A 21,079-nucleotide genomic window follows, 5' to 3' on the forward strand; every position below is an offset into this window, starting at 1 on the left:
TTAAACTAGCCACCCGGTCACCATTTCAACAATGGTGCTGGCTTGTGTTTGCTCTATACCAATAATGGGGCGAGCGGGCAGGGTAACACTGTGGTTACGGCCAGCCTTACCACCAAAGTGGTGAATGGCGGCGTATTCTTCCCCCAAGCCATGTATCAGCTCATCACCCTCAGGCTTGTGCGTTACCGAGCCCACCAAACCGCTTTTGTCTGTGAGTGTTAAACCAGGCAATGCTGGGTCTCGGCCTTTACCAGTTCTTGCCGCTTCAGACTGCTCCCATCTGGTACCGTCTGGCGCAAGCTCGTTTAAAAATCGTGTGGTTACGTCCTGATCTAAAAATGCACCGATGTCGTCTAGGATGTCAGTTGGGTCGCCGCTCTTGTGGCGCAGCAACTGCAGAATGTCGAGCGCATCACCAGAGACCTCAACAAACACCCCAGCCATTAGAACCGGCTCCAATCAAAGTTTGAGGTAGGCTTTGCGGTGCGCATTGTGCCGTGGCTTTTTGGTATCGGTTTTTTAATTTGAATGGTGCCAGCATTGATTTTATCCAGCATCTGCAGTGCAGCCTTTTTACGGGCCAGTTGTACATCTCCCGGATTATTGCTTAGCTCATACCACATTAGCTCTGATGCAATACCCGGAAGTAAAGAATCTGCGACTTCGCGCTCTGACAAATCATATTTAGCTACATAACCCATTATCACCGCATTTACATTGGCGGCGGCCCCATTAAACCAACTGGCAATTTGTATTTGATTCTCGCCTACGGGCTCACCCAATAATGCCGCGTTAATGTCTTCAGCAGTCATGGGGTTATCGTAGTTTGGTTCTAACCGGCCTGTTGCACACTGCAGCAGGGTAGACATACCAAGTAAACTAATAATATGGGTGGCAGATACAAACATAGTGACCTCATAAAAGGCGGTTGCCCGCCTTTGGTTCTACATTAAGGAGTTTGGAAATTAAGGTGCTGGTGTTAGCACATCGGTTAGTAGCATGCCACAATCTTTAGCAATAATTTGCTCTTCGACTGACTCACCTACCATTACCTCAGTACCACCATGTAACCCAGCAGACACACTACGATTACCCGACACTCGGCTTTTGTATCGAGCGGTCAACGCAAAAGTCATACGCTTGTTTTCAAAGCCAGCTAATGGGTCGTGATATGTAAAGGCGAGGTTGTCACGCCAGGCTCGTTCAAATACTGGCGACTTACCTTTTTTAGCGGTATTAATACGGGCTTGACCAATATTGATATGCTCAATCTCTAATTGGTCTTTAATAAACTGCCAAGGCACTAAGCCTTCATCGCCTAACGAACCGTTGTACGCTTTAATCATCCGTTTGTTGGTTCTAAGCTTGGTGGCCACTTTAAAAGACATGGTCATGGCATTAGGGCGCATGAGTGGTTCGTCTAATAGCTCAAGCAACCATGGCAAAATATCTAAATCAGGGTCATCAATATGTTTAAAACCAGCGGCACTGAGTTTATGGTGCTTACCAAAGTTAGTTGGATCTGCAAACTTTTCTGCTACGCGTACTTCACGGCCTAATAAGATTAAATCGGTTAAATTCTCGGTAGCCACGCTTAGTGGGCTATAGCCTTCTGGTGCGTTGTCTACATCATCGTTGGGAACAACATCCGCTAACCCGTGATCAGTCACTGAGCCTGTTTGGTCATTAAACGTAAACTCAACCTGGTTAGGGCCAGACTTACGGCCAATTTTAGTATCTGGTAGCGTAAACTTTGCGGCCTTCTCGTACTCGCCCCATTTATATTCGCGGCGATTTACAGACGAATATGGCATCAGGGTGTTGGCGATCAACGCACGGTTATGGTACGCAATTGCAATCGCCGTTTGATGGGTGTCTGGGGTAAATGGCATGCCATTACTCATAACTCAGTCCTTACTTAACAATTAAAAATGGGGTAACGTGAATGTCAGCGATAGTGCCGGCGTCACCTGCTTCGAGCACTTTACCCACCACGTTAATGGTGTCGTCTTCAGCAAACGTTGCTTTATCAAATGGAATGGCTCGGCCATCAGCGTCGCTTACCGCCCACTCGCCACCGGCAAAATCGCCCCCTAGCTCAACGGGCGCAATTTGGTCCATCACCACATCCACACGTAAGTGGTTGTCTGTGCCTTGCTCTGTTACGCCCAGCGCATTATCGCCAACACCTGCAGCAGCGGCTGCCATAAAGTCACCTACAGATACCGCCACAATTCGGTTAGGTTTTATTTCGCCTGTGGCCGCAAAATTACGAATTAATCCAGGAATGGCCATTAGCTTGCCTCCGATTTAATATGATCCATTGCCGCGCTAATAGAGATTGTGCGGCCCTTGTCGGCTTCCGACTTTTGAAACTCAACCGCCTTGGTGGCCAGTTGCTCAGCAGTAAGGTCGCCCGGTTCTTCTTTGTCGTCCTTGCTAAAGTCCTTGGTTAAGCCTTTTTGCTCTGGCAACGCTTGCAAAAAGCCCTTAAACCAATCAACCGGCTTACTGGTTTTGTCACCATCAGCCGCCGCAAACTCAAATGTTTGCTCAGCATCTTGCTCCAGGTGTGCCATAAACTCCGCTAAGCCTTCGGTGTTGGTTATGCGCGGCGCTTTACCACCATTGAGCGTGTTATCAATAAACTTTTGTGCCGCTGACTTGCGCTGATTAAACTGGAGCTCAGCGTTTTGTTTATTCGCCGCGTCCAGTTTGGCCTGCAATGCCTGTTCTTTTTCGGTTGGTTTTTTGTCACTCACTTCGGTTTCCTCTTGTTGCGGGGCTGCAAACTCGCTTTGCGGGTTAGCTATGCTTTCTTGATGGCGCTCATGCTCTGCCAACGTCACTTGCTGCTGAATATGCTCAGCTTCCCAGTCGGCAAAAACTTTGCTGGCTTCTTCGGCACCAAATCGGTCTGTAATAAAGGTTTTAAGGTTGGTAACAAGGCGCACTAAGCCTTGCGCGCCATCGAGGGCGACTTGTTCAATTCGGTCACTGGCAGCAAACTCAAGCACAACGGCTTCACCGTCTTCATCTTTGCTAAACAGCCACTGCATGCCGTCAATCGCAGGGGGCTTACCGCCTAAAAATCCAATATGGCCGAGCTCGTAACCATTGTCGGTTTTACGTAGGCGCACAGAGCGGTTAGGGTAGCGGGCCTTTTCAACCGCTTCAGCAAAGTCCGCATCCACTTCCTCCGCTTTAGCGTAAAGCGTGTCGCCCTCTATTTTTAGCTCCTCTGCCCAACCCCACGCCGGGTCGTCTGTTTTAGGGTGGCCAACCACCAAAGGCGAGCTGCGCTTTTTAAAGTTGCTTACCACGCTTTGTAGGTCTGTTTGGCTAAACTCCGCCGTTTTGCCGTTTGAGTCGGTATGTTCACCGGCTCTAAAAATTTCAAACCAATTGAGTTTTGTGTTGGGTCTTTTTTGCGCCATTGCCTTTGCTCACGTTTAAATCTTGGAGCTAGGTTAGCGATGGAATAGCGGGGAGGGAGTAGGGAAACTGGTTTACATAGTGTGCAACTGCACCAGTTATTTAGACTAAACAGGCTGTAAAAAACGATCAACAACTTTTTAAGAGGTCCCAATGAACCAATTTGCAAAACTTTTTGAGTCTAATGGCTTTCAAGTGCTCGTTAAAAAATCAACGCACGACACCAACGACGGCACCGTACCTAAGGTGTCAATCATTACTCGCTTTAGTGACGATGTAGAAATGGATTTTGGTATAGAACTGGAAGCTGACATAGACCGCTGCTGGGATGAACGAGACAGAATATTTAATGCAATAAATCAAAACTCAATAGACAGCATTTTCGACACATTAAGCCCAGACATGACGGCAGACGAGGCCGTTGAGCATATCTGGTAAATCATGATGACTATGTACTATCTATATAAGCAACACTTATTGACTTTAGGCCTTGTAGAGCATAGTTTAGCAACATTTAACTTAATATTTACAGGGAATTCATGATCAAAAAAGTAGAAGTTGGTGCAATCAATATTACTATGCACCCACATAATCCAGAAAAATATGTTGAACTATTTAAAGCTGCAAAGGCGCTTGATAGACCTATACACGTTAAGGGAACTACATATGCTTCTCTTTCTGAATTGCATAAAATGAAGAAAGTTCCGGCAGGCGAAAAGATAGCACCACTTTATGGAGATATAATTAAATACACAGACATACCTCCAGGTTCCGATTGGTTTGATTCTAGAACTGGTCAATTTGCAGATGAAGAAGAACGAGAAAAAGCTGAAAAAATCAACTACCTTAAACCGTTAGGAGTGCGCTTTAGTTTCATATTTTTCCCACAAGACCATATTTTAGTGTATTCAAAATATCAAGATCAAAAAAGCTTAGGGTCAACTAGTGCAACAGACTTCTTTAAAGGTCTACTTAATCAGCAAGAGCTTTTAGATACATTCAATGAAGTTAACGTAACGCACCTACCACAACACGAGGCTGTTGAGGCTGCTATAAACTTAAAGTTTAAGAGAGCGATCGAGCTAACAATTACTCGACCTAATTCTATAGAAGATGCTGAACGTAAGTTACTCGCTCGTTACAACAAGTTGAACGTAAATTCAGTGAAAGAAGAATACAAAGCAATAAACGGGCAGCAAATTGAAATGGATGACGAGCTCGAGGAGTTGTCTAGAATAGCCGCGAGAAATGGTACTCTCACTGTTAAAGGGCGTGATGAGGGGCAAAGAAGAACAGTCATAACGACAACAGATCGCCCTTTTTCTATGAGTGATTCGTTTAATGATAATATAATAGACCACTACAACTCATTTAAAGAACTCGCGTATCAAGCGATTGACTATTTAAGAAACCTCAGGCGATGAATGAATCCAATATAATAATACGTTACTGGAAAGCCTACGGTGGATGCGAGAAGCTGCTCGCCTCCCCTTACTTTAGGGCTGCAATAATTATTAACATTATTCTGTGGCCAATATGGTCACGTCCATACTGGTGGGATGATGTAATAGCTTTTGTCCCAAATTTATTGGGCTTTTCACTAGGTGGGTTCGCTCTGTGGATGGCCATAGGTGATGACAAATTTAGAAAGTTCTTGGCAGAGGAAACCAACCCAAACTTTACAACACCATTCTGTGACATCAATACCACTTTTGTTCACTTTTTAGTGCTACAAGTAATGGCCATCGTCGTAGCCCTAGTAAATAAAGCTTATACCTTTTACTTTATAAACACCTTTATACCCCTTAGCATCTGGCCAGTTTGGGTTTGGTGGTTCTTTTCATATTTGATATTCAGTTACTCTATAACAGCAACCCTAGAAGCTATATTAGGTATCTACCGCGTAACCAATATGTACGAATTTTTCATTAACAATCCACCGCCACCGAAAAAAGATGATAGCCAAGAGGATAACAAAGCGCGGTAACTCTTACCGCGCTTTTTACCATCCACTCACAAACCAACCCAACACATTCAACCGCAACCATGTTTAAAACACGTTTAAACGGCGTTTAAATTTGTTTAAACCACTTTGAGACGAATCAGTCTACTGCAAATTAGTTAGCGCCCGTTAGAGCGCATTTGAGGCGTTATTTTTAAAAAAAGGGTAAGGCTGTCTACAAAACTTACTTTGTAAGAAAAAATACCCCCTGAGCGAGGGGCGATTAAACGCAAACCTCCCAACTAAACTAAAACCACTCGTTCAATTTACTATCTAGCCAATAACCGCCAACTACAATAGCAACTGAGATTAGTGCTTTTACATACCATAATGTGTACCACGGTTCCTCAGCAACATATCTTAAAACAGAGTCCTCGGTCAGTCCTCCCCAGTAATTAAATGCTGGGAAAAAAGACCAATAAACGCCAAGGAGAAATAGTGGCCATATAGCAATGGCGCTGTTTGATTGCCCAAATAAATAACGCGCAGCACCAGCCAGCACAAGACTTAACAAACAAAAGCCAAAAACTTTTGCACCAACATCCCAAGGCAAATTGGCCAGCTGTGAAAACTCCCAAGTGAGAAAGCCACCTATCGCCAAAATAATAAAGGTAAAGGCACCTGCTGTATCAGAACTACTATTATATCTACTCATTTAACTATCCTTTTATTGATTGCTTTTCGAACAAAATAGAATTGTATTTAGATTCAATAGCAAGTCTATTGGATTAGTTTTGTCATTATTTTTAATATTAATTGAGTAGAACACCATGAAAAAAGAAATCCACGAGTTTAACGAGCAGCTAAACAGCTACCTAAAAGCCCGTTTTAACTACAAACGTAGAGTAAGTGAAGTCTGTGTACTCGACAATAGAATCCATGCTTGGAACAAAAAAGTAGATCTATACATAAGATATAAGCCAGATTACAAACCTTACTTACCTAACACTCTGGTACTTGCTCGAATTGGCTTTTACCAATCACGCAAAGGTCACGGTACAGATTTGCTCAAGTTCTTAAAAGCGCACAGCACTCAATACGGCATAGAGCATATTGCGCTGGAGTCTGTAAATAAAAACTCCAAAGCCTTTTGCGAGGCTTTGGGGTTTAAAGAAATAGCAGATGATGTGTGGAGTATGCCATCAGTGTAATAGGGTGAGCTAACAACCACATACCCTGGCAATCAAAATAACGTAAACGCGCAGTATAATCAGTCTTTACTCGTATCACGTTTGTCAGCTTCATCTTGACGACGTTGGGCTTCTGCAACACATAGCCCAATTATAAACGAGGCAAGGCTTTCTCCATGCTTCAAATTGCGAACGATAAGCGTCTTGTCTTCAATCTTGCAGCGAATTTGAATGGTACTATCAGCCTTCTCACTAGGCGCTTTCATCGCGTTTTTATTACCGGTATTACCATGTTTAGCCGTCATGCTTTGCCAGGTAGATGACTAAACCCGCCTCCGAGCTGATCTTCTTGCATAACTTCAGCTATCAATTCTTCAGCAACATCATCTGGTTCACCGCCAGCTGATTTATGAGCAGCATACCACTGAATAATAAGTGCGCTTACGTTGTCTTCTTGCGATTGGCGAAACATATCTGGATCAACACCAGACGCCTCGCAAATGGCGATGATAGGCTGCCAATCAAAAACTACTCCGTTAGACGAACGACTCAATTTCAATTCAGAAAATGAAACCGTTTCGGGTATTGAAATCATTGTTTTTTGTTGCACTGTTTAATACTCCAGAGATGCCCAGCAAAGCTGGGCTATTAAAAGCTTATTGTTCTTCACCGAACGCTTGATCTAAACAAGCGTTAACGTGATAGGCTAAATCTTCAAGGTCGTTTGAAGGGTTAGAATTTACAACCTCATAGACATCCACCGCATCGTGAATTTCACACAGCTCAGCAATGCGGTAATTAAGCGCTTGATTGTCATTCACTACCTTTGACCACCAATCAAACGTTTCTTGAGAGCAAACGTATTTTCCACTTTCGTCATCGTAGTGAAATTGATGCGACTCTGAGCCAAGGCCGTCCTCGTTACCGATAAAGTCTTGAATGTAGCAACAACCTGTTGCTGGATCGATGATTGACAGAGTTTCGATTGCCGATGTTTCTTTGATGATAATTTCCATTTGAATTTCCTCTTACTCCTAGTTCCGCTAGGTCGGTGTACCGTCTTGGTATGGTTAAAATATAGCCTTCTTAAATTGTTTTGTCAATACAAAACAAATAAAACAATGACTATTTTTTAAAACTAGATATGCCAATGTCCGTTAAAAGACCTAGAGCCGCAAAATTTAAGCTTGCTATTTGAGTTGTAATTACGCCAGACAAACTATAATGATAAAACGCTAGATATAAAGGAGATAAATCATGGAAAGCGTATTCAAGTTTGTAGAGCCAAAACAGGAAGCGGCACCACAGGGATTGATTAAGTTTTTTGGCCTAGAGCGATGGTGGCTCAATGAGATAGAGCCATACGAGCGAAAGCGCATACACGACCATTACGACCCACTGGGTGGTAGCAACAAGATTGACGAAGGCAAAGTCCACAGCACATCAACCACCAAAGTTAGGTTCTTGCAAACCTTAGCGGGTTGGTTCCTAAGCAAAGAAGGTGACTTTGAGCTCTGCCAAAAGATCCTAAACAAAGCTGAAGACTCAGTAACCCCATACACCAGCTCTACCGACCTACACTTTTTGTACGGTCGCGCGGTTAAGTTTTACTACAAACACCGCAAGCAAGGTAACAACCTGCAAAGGGCTATTTTCTATTGCCAAAAGCAAATAGACAACTCGGCCAAGGCCATACTCTCGATGCAAGGCGAACATAAAGCCATGTTAAAACGGTTAGACGAGTGGGGGATGCCACCAAGGGAAACGCCGTTTTATATACCTGCGCATCGCGGTTATTATCAATTAGCGATCATTTATAAAAAGCAGCAGGAATGGCAAAAGGTGATCGAGTTATGTCAACAAGCCGACGAACAAGGATGGGCAGGGGATTGGCAGAAGCGGGTCGCTGAAGCTAAACAAAAATTGGGGTAGCAAGTTAGGTGTAAGTAGCTGGCTCTTACACCCATTAAAAGCTAGCTACTTGCTGATTAACAGGCTTTTTGCTCTTAGCCTCAATGAGTGGGAAATTCATTAAGATGCAGGTACCATTGCGGCCTGTTTTAATCTTCAGCTTAGTTTTGTACGCTTTTGCTATTTGTCTCATTGTGTAGAAGCCAGCCCCAAAGTGCAGCCTAGCTTTAAATGGTATTCCTGTACCGTTATCTTCAATGCTCACTTCTATTCCCTCTCGCTGTAACAGCAGGTTGGCTCGCACTGCAGTTGCATCTGAATGTTCAATAGCATTCTTAATAGAATGATAGAGAATTGAATATATGTCCCGTTCTAACTGAGATTCGAGTCGGGTATCACCCAGTGCAAATTTAAATTTGATATCCATAGCAGCTTGCATAGACGCTTGGATTTGTAAAAGATTTAAGCCTGCAGCTAACGTATTATCTCCAAGACTGGCACCACTATGTGCAATCGGCTCCAACGAATCTAGTGTATCTTGAATTTTAACTAGACCTTCAGAAAGCATAGTGTCATTACCACCACAAAGCGATTTGGCTGCATTTAGGTTCACAACAGCTTGAGTTACACGAGACTGTTGGAATTGAGTTTGGTTTTTCCTATAAACTTTGTGGAAGCTCTGAACCCAAAAGTACAGTATGCTTACACCCAATCCTACAAATAGGATTAGTAAGCCAATTGCTGTAAATAGCGCAGCATTTGTGGCATACCAAGCTATAGGTACCCTAAACTCATAGCTTGTTACAGTACTTACTTTATTACCTTTAACATAACGAAAGTCGACTTTATGATACGTTTCTTTAAGGCCGTTAAGTTGGAGCATTGGGGAGTTTAGGGTAATCCATTTTCCATTGTCTAATCGGTATTGATAGTCGCCTTTTCGTTCTGAATAATAGTCAAACGCAGATACAGCAATATTGAGCCAGTTACCCTCAAGTGAACCGATATAAGAACTAGGGCTTGTACCAGCGTTAGATTGAGTAAAAACGATAGTCGCTGGTGTAGGCTCGACTCCATCATCATTGAAAATAGTCAAAAGCCCACGATCACTAACTGCAAAAATTTTGTTGCCAATATGCCGTATGCTATTTGTACTAAAAGAATGATCTAGCGTTCCCTGAACCGCAACCGTAAAACCTAAGTCTGTATCTAAACTATGTATGCCATTGTTAGTTTGCAAATACATTTTATTTTGTAATACGTTCAGCTCGATAATGAACTTAGGTGACGGTATGCTTTTCCATACACCTTCAACTCTTTTAAAAAGTCCTTTTCCATACGTAGCCAGATAGATTGCATCGTTTAATTTCTCGACATCTGTTACGAGCACATTTTCATTGAAAACTAGTTTTCCATTTTGCGTTTCGTCAAATGCCATTAAGCCCTTTGAAGTGCTAACATAAGTTGTACCGTTAAACTTATCAATGTTAAGCACTTCTAAAGAGGGGAGGACACTGTTTAAGCTGCTGCTTCCTAGCACTTGATAGTTGCTGTCATATCGAATAACCCCCTCTTCATTAGTTGCTAGCACCACCTGATCATCAACCAATGCCACATTGATGATATAACTTGAGGTCAACTGCCTAACTGTTTTACTAGAGATGTTAATTTGGTATGCACCAGCGCTAGTTCCGATAACAACATAACCAGAAAAGACTTTGATGGCGGTGATATCGTATCTCTGTTTTGGCAAAAGTTCATTGAGCCAAGATAGCTTTTCAAGCCCTAAATGAGTGTACTTATAGACACCTTTACTAGTACCTAACCAAATATCACCGTTAACATATTCAATAGAGTTATACTGTGAGTCTAGATTGACATCCAATATTTTATTTTGACCATCAACTCTGAGGAGCTTGTTCATAGTGAGGCCCCATAATACATCGTTCTTATCTGAATAAAGATTAATGTATGAGTGGGTGTTATTTGCAATATTCTTCCTGCTAACTTCTAGGGTAGACAATTTTATTTCATTCACTTGTCCACCTTCCGTGTAATACAAGAAGTATGGCAACTGGAAAGTTAAGTTCTCTGGGTTGGCGATATCAGAATTTGTGATTGTCACGCCTTGCGATAAAGAGTAATAGAACAACTGTGAATTTTTGGTATAGACAACCCCATGAGGTGTAGCTTCAACTTCACCTTTATTTATACTCTCATTATCTAAAAGGCTAGGACCAATATCACTAACCATAAACAATCCATCATGAGTAATGACGTATAGATTTCCGAAACCAGCGTCTATGTCTAAAAGTTTTCTTTTATTAGCAAATATAGGCTTAGATGTGGAGCTTACTAAGTCAAACTCAGTAAGTTGATTTTCCTCCATCGCATAAACTTTATCCTTTAAAACAGCTAACTTATAAGCGTTAATATTTGCAATTTTTTCTACTATTAAACTTTCAAGATCGAGAGTCCATAAATCACCATTTTGGTACAGTGCAACCAATAGTTTAGAGTTATCTGATATTTGTACATCTTTAACCATCCCTCTGGGCAACTCAGTGAAACTACTAAGATTTAGGGAGTGCTCACCATCGTAACGATATATGCCATCATGTGATGAAAGGTACATAAAGCTAGCTTCATCCTGAGCAACAGTATTGAGATGCTGCAGATCCAATGCTATGGACTTATAGCAGATACATTGAAAAATGAACGCAAGCAAATATTTTAAAGCACGCATAGCTTTTATTTCCGTGTATATGCGGCTCAGTAACAAAGCCGCTTTCCTAATTATTGCGCAACTTGAGGGTTGTGAATTTTCGTCCCACAGCCAGCAGCTAGGACAGGAATAAACTGAGCGTCCTCAAAGGACTCCGTTTTGTTAGCAAGTTGACGATCACTTATATATTTACCAAGTGTATCATAAGTTAAGTTGTTGTGAATATTTTGATTTGGCTTATTTCTCCACGCAAATTCTTTTTCACGTGGTGCAATAGCAAAAAGGTAAGTTGGTTTTCTTGGGTCATCTTTATTTTTCTTTGTATTCCAAGCATCAATTACCTGTTGACCATACTTTTCTCCATATAAGTGTGTATAGGCAGCTGCTAGCAACATCGCACCTGAATCACTCATTATCATAACTGCGGTGTTATGGTAATCACTTCCGCAATCAAATGAGACATCAACGTTTAAGGTACTACCGTCTGGTAACAGCAGATCAGTATTCATCCGTTGTACTACTGCACGGTCTTCTAGTGGTTCTAATGCTTGAGTACTAAAAATACAACTAGCCAAAATGAGCGTTAGTCCTGATAAAATTTTCATGTGATTTCCTTACAGCATAACTAAAGCTCCCTCCGCGACAGTTTTAACCATAACCTCGTTAAATTGATACTCGAAAACTTTATCGAATAAAACAGGTCGTAACTTAGCACGTATAAAGAGCTCTTTGTCTGCTGGTAAACTTTTAGTAAACATTAAGTCGTCAAGAATTTTCTCAACAAGGGTATTTGCTGCTTTAGCATCTTCAACATTCAGACTATTTCCTTCACTAGCAACATCGCCACAAGTTGATTCCAGATCTTTCTTTGTAGAGCTATTAACAGCTGTTTTTGACGCTTCAATACCAAACACATCGTCTAAGGATATTTGCCTTTTAATACACGCACTGACAATGGCTGCATACGGTAATGACCTTTTTCTCTTGGCCATTGCAATCCCACTTTGCGATAGACCAAGTTGTTCCGAAAGGGCTCTATTACTCGTTACACCAAATTTGTGCTGTAACCGACAAATCACCTCTTCAACATCCGTCTCTAAAATACTATCGGTAACCATAGTGACCGTCAACACCTTTTAAATTAAATAAAATAAGTTTCGTTACCGCTTGACGGTAAATTAAATTACCGCTAACCTTTTTCTTGAACTGGTGGTAACGATATTTACCAAAACAAATTAAACATAAGGCTAAATTTATCATGACTGATAAGAAAATGACATTCGATGCAATTAAGAATGAGCTAGCTCGTTTAGATGTGAAGCTTGCAGATATAGCAGAGGCTAAAGGCGTTTCAGCTCCGCATGTGACAAACGTTGCTAAGGGATTGGTCAAGTCAGAAAGGGTAGCGAGGGCCATCTGCTTATCTCTTAACAAAGAACTAGCTGAAGTTTTTGGAGACACATACTCAGCAAAAGGAAAAAGAGGTCCTAAAGATAGAAGTATTAGAAAATTAGAGATCATAACAGCCATTAAAGCCGGTAAGCCAGTACCTAAACCAAGCATGACTTTAAGTGCCAATTAAATCTAGGTTAATTTGGGGAGATTCTTACCATGACTGCAACCGACCTATTAGCAGATATTTTAGACTCAGATATTCCACCTGATTGCGATGTGTATCACCAATTTGTTCACACCGTTAATTCCTGTATGCGCCGCTGTGGATATACCAGAGCAGGGCTAGCTGCTCGAATGAATCAAGCACTCAAAGTGCTAGAAGTAGAAGTTGACGAAACAAAGTTAAACAAGTGGTTTGCACCAAGCCAAACAATGCACATGCCTATTCACCTGCTGCCAGCATTATGCTGGGCACTTAAAAGCATGGAGCCGTCGAATATTCTACTTGGCCCTCTTATGTACAAAGCCGTAGACCTAAGAGCCCAAAAGCTGCAGCAGTCTGCTGAATACGATGTACAAATCGAACAGCTTAAACACCAAAAACAAGCACTCCTAGAAGAACTCACAATTAAGAACTAAGGCCTGTATTCACATGACTATCAAAGACCAAGATCTATCTAAAATTTGGGGGTTGCAATGAGCAAAGAGCTAGCCGCCATGGTAGGCGATGAGTCTGCAGAAGAGATTATGCACCAAGTTGAACTTCGGGCAAGTGCTTTACATATTGTAATGCCTTCGAGTGTTGATGAGTGTATGGAACGCATCACTTTTCTTGCAAACCGCCAGTTTACGGATGCTGCGGAAATGGGCTTTATTCTTTTAAAGGTAAAGGCAGCTGTACCACATGGCCAATTAAAAATAGAGCTAGCAAATCGTGGAGTACATGAAAGAACCGCGAGGCGTTCAATGGCCATAGCAAAAATGCTCCTTACATTGCCGAAAAGCAAAACGGACACGGTGTCCGTTTTGAATATGTCTCAAAAACAGCTCACTGAACTTACAAAAGTACCTATTGAAACACTTAAAGAGCTAGACGACGAAGACTATGAGGTACTAGCAGAAACAGCAAGTAAGAACATTCGAGAACAAGTCGCAGAGCTTATCGACAAAAAGTCAGAGCTAGAAGACACGCTAGCGCACACCATCAACGAGCTAGAGCACGAGCGCCTGCGCAAAGTGCCAACCACGCGATTTGATATGCCGGTGTTTGTAAGCGAGATCCGCAAAGACGCTATTTGCACCACCGAGCTACTAAACGATGCTCTGCAACAGGCCCAAGCAGGCGTTAGACAGCTATGCGAGCTGCGATCACTTGATTTAACAGACCGCATTAGCGCAGCGCAAGTGGTACACCACGCCTACGCCAGCATCTACACCCAAATAGGCACCATGCTCAGCCAACTGCATATGGAGTTTGGTGAGCACGTACAAGGCATTGATAACTTACCCAAATTCGACGACGCCGAATGGCAATACGTAGACACCGAACGCGAGCGCTTACTGGAGTCGTTCCGCCTAAGTAAAGGAGACAAATAATGCACCCTGCCGTAGCTAAATTTAAAAACTTACCTAGCGTAATGACAAAAGCTGACTGGCAAAGCGCACCAGACACAGCACGCAAAACCGCACAGACTAGGGCGGCTGTGGTAAAGCATTTGTTGAACAGTAGCAAAGCGCTAGACAAAGCCTTAGAGACATTAAAAGCGGCTTTTGCAAATGGCACTATATCGCCGGCGTTGCACCAGGCATTAACCAGCTTGGGTAAGCTACCAAGTAGAGCCACCATTTACAACTGGTGCAAAGACTACAAAAGCAATGGCCTTGAGGGGCTATTACCTAACCACAAGGGGCGAGTAAGCCAAGCCCCGGTATGGGCCGCCCGAGCACTGGAGTTTTACCACTGCCCAAACTCGCCGTCTTTTGCGTTGGTAGCAAAAGACTTACGCGACGAAGGGTATGACGCGCAAGACTTTCAGGTACGTCGCTTTATAAACTCAATGCCGCACGAGCTAGGCCCGCAAAGCCCGTATCGCATGGGCACTAAGCTTTACCGCGAAAAACACAAAGACTTTAAGTTACGCACCACAGCGCACATTCCATCTGGCTTTGTGTATAACGGCGACGGCCACACTATAGATGTATACGTGGCGCACCATAACAGCGGGCAACCGTTTAGATACGAGCTAACTGCGTTTCAAGATGTGCGCAGCCGTAAAATTGTGTCGTGGGACTTAAGCGAGGCTGAAAACTCACTGGCCACACTTAACGCACTAGTAGAGTCAATTAAAACATACCAACACGTGCCCGCCATTTTGTATGTGGATAACGGCTCTGGCTATAAGTCAAACATGATGAATGACGAGTGCTGCGGGGTGTATGCTCAACTCGACATAGACACCATTTTTGCCATACCCGGTAACGCCCGGGCAAAGTGGATTGAACGATTTTTTAGGCACATGGAAGAACACGTAGGCAGACGATTTGAAACGTACTGCGGCCGTAGCCATGACGAAAACTTTAAGAAGTTAGTGCTTAAAGAAATTAAGCAAGGCAAGCGTAAGCTGCCCACGCTTGAGCAATGGATAACCGAGTTTAAGGCGTTTTTAGAGCACTACAACAATGCACCTCACCCCGAGGAGCCAAACTTTACTCGTAACCAAGTGTGGGAACAAAACCTGTTACAAGAGCGGCCTATTACCGTGGACTTTGACTTTTTACCCAAAGCAAAGATCAACGTTCGCCGAGGCCAAATTAAGCTACACAAGCGCATATACGCGGCAGACTATTTGCACCAGTTTAACGGCCAACAATTGGTAGCGGGTTTTAGTATGAAATCCGACAAGGCCATCAAGCTATACGAGCCAACAGGTGAGTATTTAATGACGGCGCGGCTTAAAACCAAAGTGTCAGCCATTCCTGAGTCACGCATTGAGCAACGCTTGCAAGAGCGCACCCAAAACCGCCTTAAACGCTTGGCAAAACATCAACGCGAAATTGAAGCGCAAGCGGCTGAGACCCGAGTGGTAGACGTAGCCTCGGTTGAGGCGCTAGCGGCAGCCACACCAGAAATAGCACACCAAGAACCGCAAACCATAGACCTAAATATTAATGACTTTGCTGTGGAAATAGAGGAGCCGGCAGGCATTTCTATGGCTGAGTTTTTTGAACTGGAGGACGAGTAATGAATTTTACGGAGCACTATAGCCCACTACAACAAATGCAAACCCGCATTCTGAACAATGAGATTGAGCTGTTTAATGTGCAACCTGCTGAGTACTGCAATGGTTGGGCATTGGATAACGTGAGCAAAATACTCAGTGGCAAAAGCCCAGTAGACCCAAAAAAGGTGCTTGATGCACTGTGGAGCCGTTTTTTTGGTGACTTTGACGCTGAGCAATTTATGCCTGATGCGCCCATTAGTAATACCTACAGCGAAGACGACAAAATATTGCTTGCTCGCATTAAAAAGCGCATGAGCGACAAAGAACTACAAGGCCAAGGCGTAACAAGTAGCACACTTGCCAGCCGCTTACGTAAAAGCACAGCCACAGTAAGCCAATTGCTAAACGGCAAGTATGGCGCATCACCGAGTAAATTTTTACATGAAATTTGGAGTTTAATTGAGCCTACAGAAGTTGAGGTGCCAGAGGCGTCAGCCACAGAGGTTGCGCCTATCCGCATTCGCTACGGCGAAGTGCCTTACGTAGAAACCAGCGTACCCCATTTAATTAAAATGGCGTGCGAGCAGGCCCGAGAGCGCCGCCGTATTACGGTGTTTAGCGGCCAAGCTGGTATTGGTAAAACCACCGGCGCTGAGCGCTATAAAGAGTCGCACGACGATGTACTGCTGGTATACGGCTGCGAAGATACCTCATCCACGCAAGTACTTGAAAACTTGGCCTTGCAGCTGGGCATACCTAAAACGGGTGGGAACAAAAAGCTACGCGAGAAGATTTCTGACACGCTGCGAGACCGTGGCGGGCTCATTATTTTAGACGAGGCCGACAAGTGTAAACCCAATGCGCTTGATCCGCTGCGCACAATATCAGACCGCGCCTACGTGGGCGTAGTACTCATCGGCAATATTCAATTGGTAGACAAACTACAAAGTGAAGAGCGCTACGAGCTTATTTCTAGCCGCGTTTGTTTTTGGCCGCGCCCCGTGGGCGAGCTACCAGTTGAAGACATTAAATCGTTATTTGAGTCATTAACCCAAAACACATTAAAGCTGGCAGATAACAGTGAGGAGTTTTGGAAGTGGCTACATAAACGCGTTGAGGGTAACGCGCGCTTTTTAGTTGAAAACGTGCTGCCTCACATCCTCACGCATACCCGCAAAAACCCTGACAAAAAAGTCGACAAGTTGATGGTGAACTCCATCTGCTCGGCAGTGTTAAACAAACCCACTATTTAAGGACTTAACATGACTATCATATCAACACTTTATGACTCCGCTTTTGAACAAGCTAAAGCAACTGGCCGTTTTGCGGTGGTATCTACAAATTTGGACGTTAACCAATACAAAGCGTATTTCGAAGCGCACTGCAAAAACAATGAAAATACAATGGTCATTGATGGAAAAGACCTAGTCGCGAGCACGAACATGACGGACTTTTTGCTGCTGCATCTTGGATTAGCCCCAGACGAAAGCGAACACCTTGAACGCAATAGAATTATCAAATCACTCACCAACTCAAAATTCGTTTTTACCATCTACAACGCTGATAGATGTCGTTCAAACACTTTAGAGCAACTAGCGGCAATTGCCGATGCCGCTCATGTAGGAATGGTACTTCTTTGTACCACTGAGTTTGCAAACGAACTAAAGACCTCTGAAAGATATCGTTTCATTGTAAACCGTACACTCACTTGGCTAGAGAGCTAAAACAAAACACAAAAGTAATCAGCCTTGCTGCAACAAGGCTAAACAACAGGAACAAACACTATGGCATTTTCAATCGAAGTAAACGAAGGTTTTTTTAGCGCCAAATTTGCGTTTAGCGATACCAAAAACAACACCCAAATGTTGGCGGCAATCTGCAAGCACGACCCTCAAGGCATTATTCTCGACAGCGTAAACGGCAACATCAAAGCGGCGTTTGCCATACTGCTAGGTATAAAGCTATACGAATGTAAGCAATTAGAAAAGGTAAAATCATCGGTAAGTTTTACCAACGAATTTACCTTGCATTATTCAGATATTGCCCGTTTACATACCAGTGACGACAAACCATGGGATGTAAAAATCATTAAATTCAGCTTGTTACCAGACTTTACAATCGAGGAGGTAGCATGACTTTAGTCCAGCAAATTAAAGCCGCACAGCACTACGCAAACATTAGTGATGATGCCCACCGGCAAAATGTATTGGAGGTGAGCAAGTTTCGCGTGTCTACCTGCACCAAACTCACAACCGACGAGCGCAAAGTGCTACTGAAGCGCTACCGAGCCTTGAGCCCAACAACACGAAGACGTAAGCGTATGCCCTCAGCACTGCGCCATATTTACCGCCTTTGGGGATTACTGGCCAAAGCGGGATTGGTAAAGGTAGACAGCAAACAAGCATGCGAGACGTTTTGTAAAAAGCACACTGGTGGCGTGCCGTTACAAGACGCCAGCGACAACTGGCAACAGCTGATTGAAATACTCAAAGGCTGGTTAGCAAGAGGGCAAGGCAATGGCAAACAGCAACAGCTTTAACGAATTTACGATTGTAGTAAACCGTGAACGCTTCACCGAAAACTTAACCGCTCGCAAGCCAAGTAAAAAGGATATAGCGCTAAGCCGAGCTCGCCATCGTTTAGAGGCATTGCAAGATAGGCGTGCTATTGAGCGCGAATACAGTGTAGAGGGCCTATTTGATGAGTAAATTAAATATTGACTTACGGGCGCTGCCTGCAGGCATTAGGCAGTTTGTAAAGGTACTAGGCGTTGAAAAAACCATTCAACTACTTAGTGAGCACCAGGGCCAGATGTTTTACATACCAAAAGCAGCCAACCCTGAGAGCCACTTTGTAAAGGTATTTGGCGAGGAGATGTGCTTAGCGCTGGCGAACTATGCAGAGACTCAGTACCAAGTGCCGATGCTAAACAAGGTGCTAATACAGCTACGCGACCAAGTGATAGTTGAAGAGGTTAAAAACGGCGTGACCATTCAAGCTCTGGTTAAACGCTTTGGCATTACAAGGCAGTGGATCATGAAAATCCTAAACGAACACAACGCTTACAGGGAGCAACAGATGGAGTTTAAGTTATGAACTTAGCAGTTAAACAGCTGGTTTATGTTGGCTTGGTCGCGCTCGGCTTTGTGCTTGGTGTAGTTGCAGACTGTGACCACCTATTGGAAAAGAGTGAGAGCCTAGCGGGACGAAATGGTGGCCCATCTATCCCACCAGATAAACCGGCTACGGCGGTAAAACGTGGCCCGAATGGTTTCCTACCAATGCCGCCAATATACCCAGAGACAAAGAGTTTATGGGGGATAACACGCTTTAGTCTTTGTGAAGAGGGAGTAGCTAATAATGGATAAAGCACAGCAATACTATGAACACTTGAAGGCAGCAGGCGTGGCATTACATGACTTTAACTGCCCACACTGTAAAGCACAGCTTCGCACACAGCAAAATAACACCAAATACAACTGGGACACGCTATCAACATGCAATCATTGTAACCAAGTATTTTGGAAAGTGACGTTTGCTGAAGGCCACGGTGTGCATGCGGAGGCCAAGCGTGCGTAGCGATAACTTTGTTTTGCTAACAGCCAAGCAACTGGCAGGTGCAAAACCAATTAAAAAGTGGATGTTTAAAGAGGGTATAGCCCTACTAAACAGCCATATTGAACAACGAAAAAGCCTCGGTTTACCGCTATTTGCACTAGAGCAAGAGCTGGCCGAGGCTAAGAGAGAGTTGGAGAACTAATGGATACTTTTGTAATTGTACTTTGGAAGGACGCACGCGTAGCAACAAACGATGTTTACGGTGTGGTTGAAATTGACCAGAGTGACTTAGCCCGTTTGGTTGGTGAGAAATACGAAGCTGTGTCGGGCAATAAAGTACACTATTCAGAGCTGCGTGGCGTAGTTACTGAACCAGATGAACTATTCGCAAACTTACCTCGCCTTGATATTGGTTTGGAGGATTTATGAGCAAGATGACAGCGGAACAATTCAATAGCAAATATCCTGTTGGCAGCTGCTTTATTTATCAGTCGGTAATAGCGTTGAGAGGAGGTGAGTCGGTGAATACAACGAGCAAGGCTTGGACAATGTATAGCGGAGAAGTCGTCGTTAAGCTCAGGGGTAAGTCGGGTTGCTTTTCAATTGATCACTTAACTTTTACGGGAGCTAGTTAATTTATGAGCGCACCGTTTTTAGACTCGCTTTAAACTCCCTTTAAACCTAATTTAAACGGCCAGTATTGCAGTATGGCCGATTTTAATTTAGCCTAATTTAACCGCTTTATTCCCCCCGTTGAAAACTACTTTCCATATGTTTGGCCTCTGATGATTACGCGATCATCACCCCATGAGCAAAGCAAAATCATTGCCTGTGTGGGTGTTGGCGGAGCTAATCGTTGCAGCAAAAACGCGTGAAGAAAAGCAAGCGATTGCTGCAACCTGTGAGCCACGATATTTACAGCTGTTACGCAATAGTGTGAAAGCACTGATTGCTAAAAAACGTGCCGTAAAACCACCTAAACCTGTGCCTGAGTGCTTTGTAAAAGTTAAAACTAAACTCAAGCGTAGGACTGCCCATGGACTTTAACCTATTTAACCAATTAAAACGGCACGAAGGCGAGCGGCTAAAGGTGTACAACTGCCCTGCAGGGTACGCCACAATAGGTGTTGGTAGGAACTTAGAGCAGCGCGGCATCTCTGAAGCCGAGTCGGATTATTTACTCAGCAATGACATTAAAGAGTTCACCCAAGCCGTTCGCAACAACATTAATACCACAAAATGTAATCCGGCACGCGAAGCCGTGCTTATTAACATGGCCTTTAACCTAGGCATTACTGGCCTGCTCAATTTTAAAAACACAATTGGAGCGGTTGAAGACGGTGACTGGGAGCTAGCGGCCCATGAAATGCTTAACTCACGTTGGGCAGTGCAAGTCGGCAAACGTGCTGATGAGCTTGCCGAGCAAATGGCCTCTGGGGAGTGGTACCTATGACCCCAGAGCAAGAAAACCAGTTATTCCTATCTATTGGCCAGATCCAGGCCACACAGACCGCAATACTCAAAGAAGTTACTGAGATTAAAAAAGACCTCACAAAGCGTGTTGATAGCTTAGAAGCGCGGGTCGAAACAGTTGAATCTCACGTAACCAATAACCGTATTAAAATTGCTGGCTTTGGCGGTGGTGCTGGCCTTGCGGTTGCTATTGCCGTTGAGCTGCTAAAGCTTAAAACCGGAGGTTGAT

Annotated in this window: 35 protein-coding genes; 23 read left to right on the plus strand and 12 right to left on the minus strand. The window is 43.7% G+C overall.

What is annotated here, in order from left to right; translation table 11 throughout:
* From HUZ36_RS05145 to HUZ36_RS05165, 5 genes are read right to left on the minus strand one after another with little or no spacing between them, the layout of a single operon-like run.
* Window positions 1–444 (minus strand): phage virion morphogenesis protein, encoded by a 444-nt coding sequence (locus tag HUZ36_RS05145; protein WP_176032232.1) that lies wholly within the window; start codon window positions 442–444, stop codon window positions 1–3.
* The gene (locus HUZ36_RS05150) at window positions 444–908 is read right to left on the minus strand and encodes a DUF1320 family protein (protein ID WP_176032233.1); all 465 of its coding nucleotides are present in this window, start codon (window positions 906–908) and stop codon (window positions 444–446) included. The genes HUZ36_RS05145 and HUZ36_RS05150 overlap by 1 nt, the downstream gene beginning before the upstream one ends.
* 57 nt (window positions 909–965) lie before the next feature.
* Window positions 966–1,904: a capsid protein gene (locus HUZ36_RS05155; RefSeq protein WP_176032234.1), complete on the minus strand. Its 939-nt coding sequence runs from the start codon at window positions 1,902–1,904 to the stop codon at window positions 966–968.
* 10 nt (window positions 1,905–1,914) lie between these two features.
* The gene (locus tag HUZ36_RS05160; protein WP_176032235.1) at window positions 1,915–2,295 is read right to left on the minus strand and encodes a DUF2190 family protein; all 381 of its coding nucleotides are present in this window, start codon (window positions 2,293–2,295) and stop codon (window positions 1,915–1,917) included.
* Window positions 2,295–3,437 (minus strand): hypothetical protein, encoded by a 1,143-nt coding sequence (locus tag HUZ36_RS05165; RefSeq protein ID WP_176032236.1) that lies wholly within the window; start codon window positions 3,435–3,437, stop codon window positions 2,295–2,297. The genes HUZ36_RS05160 and HUZ36_RS05165 overlap by 1 nt, the downstream gene beginning before the upstream one ends.
* Window positions 3,438–3,588: 151 nt before the next feature.
* Between HUZ36_RS05165 and HUZ36_RS05170 the strand changes: the two genes are divergently transcribed.
* The 3 genes from HUZ36_RS05170 (at window position 3,589) to HUZ36_RS05180 (ending at window position 5,422) form a co-directional block, all read left to right on the plus strand.
* Entirely contained in the window at window positions 3,589–3,873 is a 285-nt protein-coding gene (locus HUZ36_RS05170) for a hypothetical protein (protein ID WP_176032237.1), read from the plus strand.
* 101 nt (window positions 3,874–3,974) lie between these two features.
* The gene (locus HUZ36_RS05175) at window positions 3,975–4,859 is read left to right on the plus strand and encodes a DUF4747 family protein (RefSeq protein ID WP_176032238.1); all 885 of its coding nucleotides are present in this window, start codon (window positions 3,975–3,977) and stop codon (window positions 4,857–4,859) included.
* Window positions 4,856–5,422, plus strand: a complete 567-nt coding sequence (locus tag HUZ36_RS05180) for a hypothetical protein (RefSeq protein ID WP_176032239.1) — start codon at window positions 4,856–4,858, stop codon at window positions 5,420–5,422. The genes HUZ36_RS05175 and HUZ36_RS05180 overlap by 4 nt, the downstream gene beginning before the upstream one ends.
* 262 nt (window positions 5,423–5,684) lie before the next feature.
* Here HUZ36_RS05180 and HUZ36_RS05185 read toward each other — a convergent pair whose 3' ends face one another.
* Window positions 5,685–6,092: a hypothetical protein gene (locus tag HUZ36_RS05185; RefSeq protein ID WP_176032240.1), complete on the minus strand. Its 408-nt coding sequence runs from the start codon at window positions 6,090–6,092 to the stop codon at window positions 5,685–5,687.
* Between the two features lie 115 nt (window positions 6,093–6,207).
* On the opposite strand from HUZ36_RS05185, the gene HUZ36_RS05190 reads away from it, so the two are divergent.
* Window positions 6,208–6,588 carry a GNAT family N-acetyltransferase gene (locus HUZ36_RS05190; protein ID WP_176032241.1) on the plus strand — a complete coding sequence of 127 codons (381 nt, stop codon included), beginning with the start codon at window positions 6,208–6,210 and terminating at the stop codon, window positions 6,586–6,588.
* A gap of 59 nt (window positions 6,589–6,647) precedes the next feature.
* Here HUZ36_RS05190 and HUZ36_RS05195 read toward each other — a convergent pair whose 3' ends face one another.
* From HUZ36_RS05195 to HUZ36_RS05205, 3 genes are read right to left on the minus strand one after another with little or no spacing between them, the layout of a single operon-like run.
* On the minus strand, window positions 6,648–6,872 hold the full coding sequence (locus HUZ36_RS05195; RefSeq protein ID WP_176032242.1) for a hypothetical protein: 225 nt from the start codon (window positions 6,870–6,872) through the stop codon (window positions 6,648–6,650).
* On the minus strand, window positions 6,869–7,177 hold the full coding sequence (locus HUZ36_RS05200) for a hypothetical protein (RefSeq protein ID WP_176032243.1): 309 nt from the start codon (window positions 7,175–7,177) through the stop codon (window positions 6,869–6,871). Before HUZ36_RS05200 ends, HUZ36_RS05195 begins: the two co-directional genes overlap by 4 nt.
* 46 nt (window positions 7,178–7,223) lie before the next feature.
* Entirely contained in the window at window positions 7,224–7,583 is a 360-nt protein-coding gene (locus HUZ36_RS05205) for a hypothetical protein (RefSeq protein ID WP_176032244.1), read from the minus strand.
* 241 nt (window positions 7,584–7,824) lie between these two features.
* Here HUZ36_RS05205 and HUZ36_RS05210 point away from each other — a divergent pair, with 241 nt between their 5' ends.
* The gene (locus tag HUZ36_RS05210; RefSeq protein WP_176032245.1) at window positions 7,825–8,499 is read left to right on the plus strand and encodes a hypothetical protein; all 675 of its coding nucleotides are present in this window, start codon (window positions 7,825–7,827) and stop codon (window positions 8,497–8,499) included.
* Between the two features lie 34 nt (window positions 8,500–8,533).
* On the opposite strand, the gene HUZ36_RS05215 is transcribed toward HUZ36_RS05210, so the two are convergent.
* Genes HUZ36_RS05215 through HUZ36_RS05225 form a run of 3 tightly spaced genes read right to left on the minus strand, consistent with a single transcriptional unit; the run spans window position 8,534 to window position 12,321 of the window.
* A complete protein-coding gene (locus HUZ36_RS05215) occupies window positions 8,534–11,260 on the minus strand; it encodes a sensor histidine kinase (protein WP_176032246.1) in 2,727 nt (908 codons plus the stop codon).
* A gap of 14 nt (window positions 11,261–11,274) precedes the next feature.
* Window positions 11,275–11,808 (minus strand): hypothetical protein, encoded by a 534-nt coding sequence (locus HUZ36_RS05220; protein ID WP_217704593.1) that lies wholly within the window; start codon window positions 11,806–11,808, stop codon window positions 11,275–11,277.
* A gap of 9 nt (window positions 11,809–11,817) precedes the next feature.
* The gene (locus HUZ36_RS05225; protein WP_176032247.1) at window positions 11,818–12,321 is read right to left on the minus strand and encodes a hypothetical protein; all 504 of its coding nucleotides are present in this window, start codon (window positions 12,319–12,321) and stop codon (window positions 11,818–11,820) included.
* A 140-nt stretch (window positions 12,322–12,461) separates the two neighbouring features.
* Between HUZ36_RS05225 and HUZ36_RS05230 the strand changes: the two genes are divergently transcribed.
* From HUZ36_RS05230 to HUZ36_RS05315, 18 genes are all read left to right on the plus strand, one after another.
* Window positions 12,462–12,785, plus strand: a complete 324-nt coding sequence (locus tag HUZ36_RS05230; RefSeq protein ID WP_176032248.1) for a hypothetical protein — start codon at window positions 12,462–12,464, stop codon at window positions 12,783–12,785.
* Between the two features lie 29 nt (window positions 12,786–12,814).
* Window positions 12,815–13,237, plus strand: coding sequence for a hypothetical protein (locus HUZ36_RS05235; RefSeq protein WP_176032249.1), 423 nt, complete (start codon window positions 12,815–12,817; stop codon window positions 13,235–13,237).
* 57 nt (window positions 13,238–13,294) lie between these two features.
* The gene (locus tag HUZ36_RS05240) at window positions 13,295–14,194 is read left to right on the plus strand and encodes a hypothetical protein (RefSeq protein ID WP_176032250.1); all 900 of its coding nucleotides are present in this window, start codon (window positions 13,295–13,297) and stop codon (window positions 14,192–14,194) included.
* The gene (locus HUZ36_RS05245; RefSeq protein ID WP_176032251.1) at window positions 14,194–15,840 is read left to right on the plus strand and encodes a Mu transposase C-terminal domain-containing protein; all 1,647 of its coding nucleotides are present in this window, start codon (window positions 14,194–14,196) and stop codon (window positions 15,838–15,840) included. Before HUZ36_RS05240 ends, HUZ36_RS05245 begins: the two co-directional genes overlap by 1 nt.
* Window positions 15,840–17,072: an AAA family ATPase gene (locus HUZ36_RS05250; protein ID WP_176032252.1), complete on the plus strand. Its 1,233-nt coding sequence runs from the start codon at window positions 15,840–15,842 to the stop codon at window positions 17,070–17,072. The genes HUZ36_RS05245 and HUZ36_RS05250 overlap by 1 nt, the downstream gene beginning before the upstream one ends.
* A 9-nt stretch (window positions 17,073–17,081) precedes the next feature.
* Entirely contained in the window at window positions 17,082–17,543 is a 462-nt protein-coding gene (locus tag HUZ36_RS05255; protein WP_176032253.1) for a hypothetical protein, read from the plus strand.
* 60 nt (window positions 17,544–17,603) lie between these two features.
* Entirely contained in the window at window positions 17,604–17,954 is a 351-nt protein-coding gene (locus HUZ36_RS05260; RefSeq protein WP_176032254.1) for a hypothetical protein, read from the plus strand.
* Window positions 17,951–18,358: a phage protein GemA/Gp16 family protein gene (locus HUZ36_RS05265; protein ID WP_176032255.1), complete on the plus strand. Its 408-nt coding sequence runs from the start codon at window positions 17,951–17,953 to the stop codon at window positions 18,356–18,358. Before HUZ36_RS05260 ends, HUZ36_RS05265 begins: the two co-directional genes overlap by 4 nt.
* Window positions 18,336–18,527: a hypothetical protein gene (locus tag HUZ36_RS05270; RefSeq protein WP_176032256.1), complete on the plus strand. Its 192-nt coding sequence runs from the start codon at window positions 18,336–18,338 to the stop codon at window positions 18,525–18,527. The genes HUZ36_RS05265 and HUZ36_RS05270 overlap by 23 nt, the downstream gene beginning before the upstream one ends.
* On the plus strand, window positions 18,520–18,915 hold the full coding sequence (locus HUZ36_RS05275; RefSeq protein ID WP_176032257.1) for a Mor transcription activator family protein: 396 nt from the start codon (window positions 18,520–18,522) through the stop codon (window positions 18,913–18,915). Before HUZ36_RS05270 ends, HUZ36_RS05275 begins: the two co-directional genes overlap by 8 nt.
* Window positions 18,912–19,187, plus strand: coding sequence for a hypothetical protein (locus HUZ36_RS05280; protein WP_176032258.1), 276 nt, complete (start codon window positions 18,912–18,914; stop codon window positions 19,185–19,187). The genes HUZ36_RS05275 and HUZ36_RS05280 overlap by 4 nt, the downstream gene beginning before the upstream one ends.
* Window positions 19,180–19,398 carry a hypothetical protein gene (locus tag HUZ36_RS05285; RefSeq protein WP_176032259.1) on the plus strand — a complete coding sequence of 73 codons (219 nt, stop codon included), beginning with the start codon at window positions 19,180–19,182 and terminating at the stop codon, window positions 19,396–19,398. The genes HUZ36_RS05280 and HUZ36_RS05285 overlap by 8 nt, the downstream gene beginning before the upstream one ends.
* Window positions 19,391–19,579, plus strand: coding sequence for a hypothetical protein (locus HUZ36_RS05290; protein ID WP_176032260.1), 189 nt, complete (start codon window positions 19,391–19,393; stop codon window positions 19,577–19,579). The genes HUZ36_RS05285 and HUZ36_RS05290 overlap by 8 nt, the downstream gene beginning before the upstream one ends.
* Window positions 19,579–19,806 carry a hypothetical protein gene (locus HUZ36_RS05295; RefSeq protein ID WP_176032261.1) on the plus strand — a complete coding sequence of 76 codons (228 nt, stop codon included), beginning with the start codon at window positions 19,579–19,581 and terminating at the stop codon, window positions 19,804–19,806. Before HUZ36_RS05290 ends, HUZ36_RS05295 begins: the two co-directional genes overlap by 1 nt.
* The gene (locus tag HUZ36_RS05300) at window positions 19,803–20,012 is read left to right on the plus strand and encodes a hypothetical protein (protein WP_176032262.1); all 210 of its coding nucleotides are present in this window, start codon (window positions 19,803–19,805) and stop codon (window positions 20,010–20,012) included. Before HUZ36_RS05295 ends, HUZ36_RS05300 begins: the two co-directional genes overlap by 4 nt.
* A gap of 172 nt (window positions 20,013–20,184) precedes the next feature.
* Entirely contained in the window at window positions 20,185–20,424 is a 240-nt protein-coding gene (locus HUZ36_RS05305; RefSeq protein WP_176032263.1) for a hypothetical protein, read from the plus strand.
* Window positions 20,414–20,830, plus strand: a complete 417-nt coding sequence (locus HUZ36_RS05310) for a glycoside hydrolase family protein (protein WP_176032264.1) — start codon at window positions 20,414–20,416, stop codon at window positions 20,828–20,830. Before HUZ36_RS05305 ends, HUZ36_RS05310 begins: the two co-directional genes overlap by 11 nt.
* On the plus strand, window positions 20,827–21,078 hold the full coding sequence (locus HUZ36_RS05315) for a hypothetical protein (RefSeq protein ID WP_176032265.1): 252 nt from the start codon (window positions 20,827–20,829) through the stop codon (window positions 21,076–21,078). Before HUZ36_RS05310 ends, HUZ36_RS05315 begins: the two co-directional genes overlap by 4 nt.
* Window position 21,079 lies beyond the last annotated feature (1 nt).

It is taken from the genome of Pseudoalteromonas sp. McH1-7, assembly GCF_013366255.1.
Lineage (GTDB): Bacteria > Pseudomonadota > Gammaproteobacteria > Enterobacterales > Alteromonadaceae > Pseudoalteromonas > Pseudoalteromonas peptidolytica.

Coding starts and splice junctions, on each gene's coding strand:
- HUZ36_RS05235 (WP_176032249.1), top strand. CDS start 12,815: ATGACTGCAACCGACCTATTAGCAGATATTTTAGACTCAGATATTCCA.
- HUZ36_RS05220 (WP_217704593.1), bottom strand. CDS start 11,808: ATGAAAATTTTATCAGGACTAACGCTCATTTTGGCTAGTTGTATTTTT.
- HUZ36_RS05225 (WP_176032247.1), bottom strand. CDS start 12,321: ATGGTTACCGATAGTATTTTAGAGACGGATGTTGAAGAGGTGATTTGT.
- HUZ36_RS05245 (WP_176032251.1), top strand. CDS start 14,194: ATGCACCCTGCCGTAGCTAAATTTAAAAACTTACCTAGCGTAATGACA.
- HUZ36_RS05165 (WP_176032236.1), bottom strand. CDS start 3,437: ATGGCGCAAAAAAGACCCAACACAAAACTCAATTGGTTTGAAATTTTT.
- HUZ36_RS05275 (WP_176032257.1), top strand. CDS start 18,520: ATGAGTAAATTAAATATTGACTTACGGGCGCTGCCTGCAGGCATTAGG.
- HUZ36_RS05175 (WP_176032238.1), top strand. CDS start 3,975: ATGATCAAAAAAGTAGAAGTTGGTGCAATCAATATTACTATGCACCCA.
- HUZ36_RS05155 (WP_176032234.1), bottom strand. CDS start 1,904: ATGAGTAATGGCATGCCATTTACCCCAGACACCCATCAAACGGCGATT.
- HUZ36_RS05305 (WP_176032263.1), top strand. CDS start 20,185: ATGAGCAAAGCAAAATCATTGCCTGTGTGGGTGTTGGCGGAGCTAATC.
- HUZ36_RS05195 (WP_176032242.1), bottom strand. CDS start 6,872: ATGACGGCTAAACATGGTAATACCGGTAATAAAAACGCGATGAAAGCG.
- HUZ36_RS05240 (WP_176032250.1), top strand. CDS start 13,295: ATGAGCAAAGAGCTAGCCGCCATGGTAGGCGATGAGTCTGCAGAAGAG.
- HUZ36_RS05310 (WP_176032264.1), top strand. CDS start 20,414: ATGGACTTTAACCTATTTAACCAATTAAAACGGCACGAAGGCGAGCGG.
- HUZ36_RS05255 (WP_176032253.1), top strand. CDS start 17,082: ATGACTATCATATCAACACTTTATGACTCCGCTTTTGAACAAGCTAAA.
- HUZ36_RS05250 (WP_176032252.1), top strand. CDS start 15,840: ATGAATTTTACGGAGCACTATAGCCCACTACAACAAATGCAAACCCGC.
- HUZ36_RS05230 (WP_176032248.1), top strand. CDS start 12,462: ATGACTGATAAGAAAATGACATTCGATGCAATTAAGAATGAGCTAGCT.
- HUZ36_RS05205 (WP_176032244.1), bottom strand. CDS start 7,583: ATGGAAATTATCATCAAAGAAACATCGGCAATCGAAACTCTGTCAATC.
- HUZ36_RS05170 (WP_176032237.1), top strand. CDS start 3,589: ATGAACCAATTTGCAAAACTTTTTGAGTCTAATGGCTTTCAAGTGCTC.
- HUZ36_RS05295 (WP_176032261.1), top strand. CDS start 19,579: ATGGATACTTTTGTAATTGTACTTTGGAAGGACGCACGCGTAGCAACA.
- HUZ36_RS05280 (WP_176032258.1), top strand. CDS start 18,912: ATGAACTTAGCAGTTAAACAGCTGGTTTATGTTGGCTTGGTCGCGCTC.
- HUZ36_RS05150 (WP_176032233.1), bottom strand. CDS start 908: ATGTTTGTATCTGCCACCCATATTATTAGTTTACTTGGTATGTCTACC.
- HUZ36_RS05145 (WP_176032232.1), bottom strand. CDS start 444: ATGGCTGGGGTGTTTGTTGAGGTCTCTGGTGATGCGCTCGACATTCTG.
- HUZ36_RS05265 (WP_176032255.1), top strand. CDS start 17,951: ATGACTTTAGTCCAGCAAATTAAAGCCGCACAGCACTACGCAAACATT.
- HUZ36_RS05270 (WP_176032256.1), top strand. CDS start 18,336: ATGGCAAACAGCAACAGCTTTAACGAATTTACGATTGTAGTAAACCGT.
- HUZ36_RS05210 (WP_176032245.1), top strand. CDS start 7,825: ATGGAAAGCGTATTCAAGTTTGTAGAGCCAAAACAGGAAGCGGCACCA.
- HUZ36_RS05190 (WP_176032241.1), top strand. CDS start 6,208: ATGAAAAAAGAAATCCACGAGTTTAACGAGCAGCTAAACAGCTACCTA.
- HUZ36_RS05315 (WP_176032265.1), top strand. CDS start 20,827: ATGACCCCAGAGCAAGAAAACCAGTTATTCCTATCTATTGGCCAGATC.
- HUZ36_RS05185 (WP_176032240.1), bottom strand. CDS start 6,092: ATGAGTAGATATAATAGTAGTTCTGATACAGCAGGTGCCTTTACCTTT.
- HUZ36_RS05180 (WP_176032239.1), top strand. CDS start 4,856: ATGAATGAATCCAATATAATAATACGTTACTGGAAAGCCTACGGTGGA.
- HUZ36_RS05285 (WP_176032259.1), top strand. CDS start 19,180: ATGGATAAAGCACAGCAATACTATGAACACTTGAAGGCAGCAGGCGTG.
- HUZ36_RS05260 (WP_176032254.1), top strand. CDS start 17,604: ATGGCATTTTCAATCGAAGTAAACGAAGGTTTTTTTAGCGCCAAATTT.
- HUZ36_RS05160 (WP_176032235.1), bottom strand. CDS start 2,295: ATGGCCATTCCTGGATTAATTCGTAATTTTGCGGCCACAGGCGAAATA.
- HUZ36_RS05300 (WP_176032262.1), top strand. CDS start 19,803: ATGAGCAAGATGACAGCGGAACAATTCAATAGCAAATATCCTGTTGGC.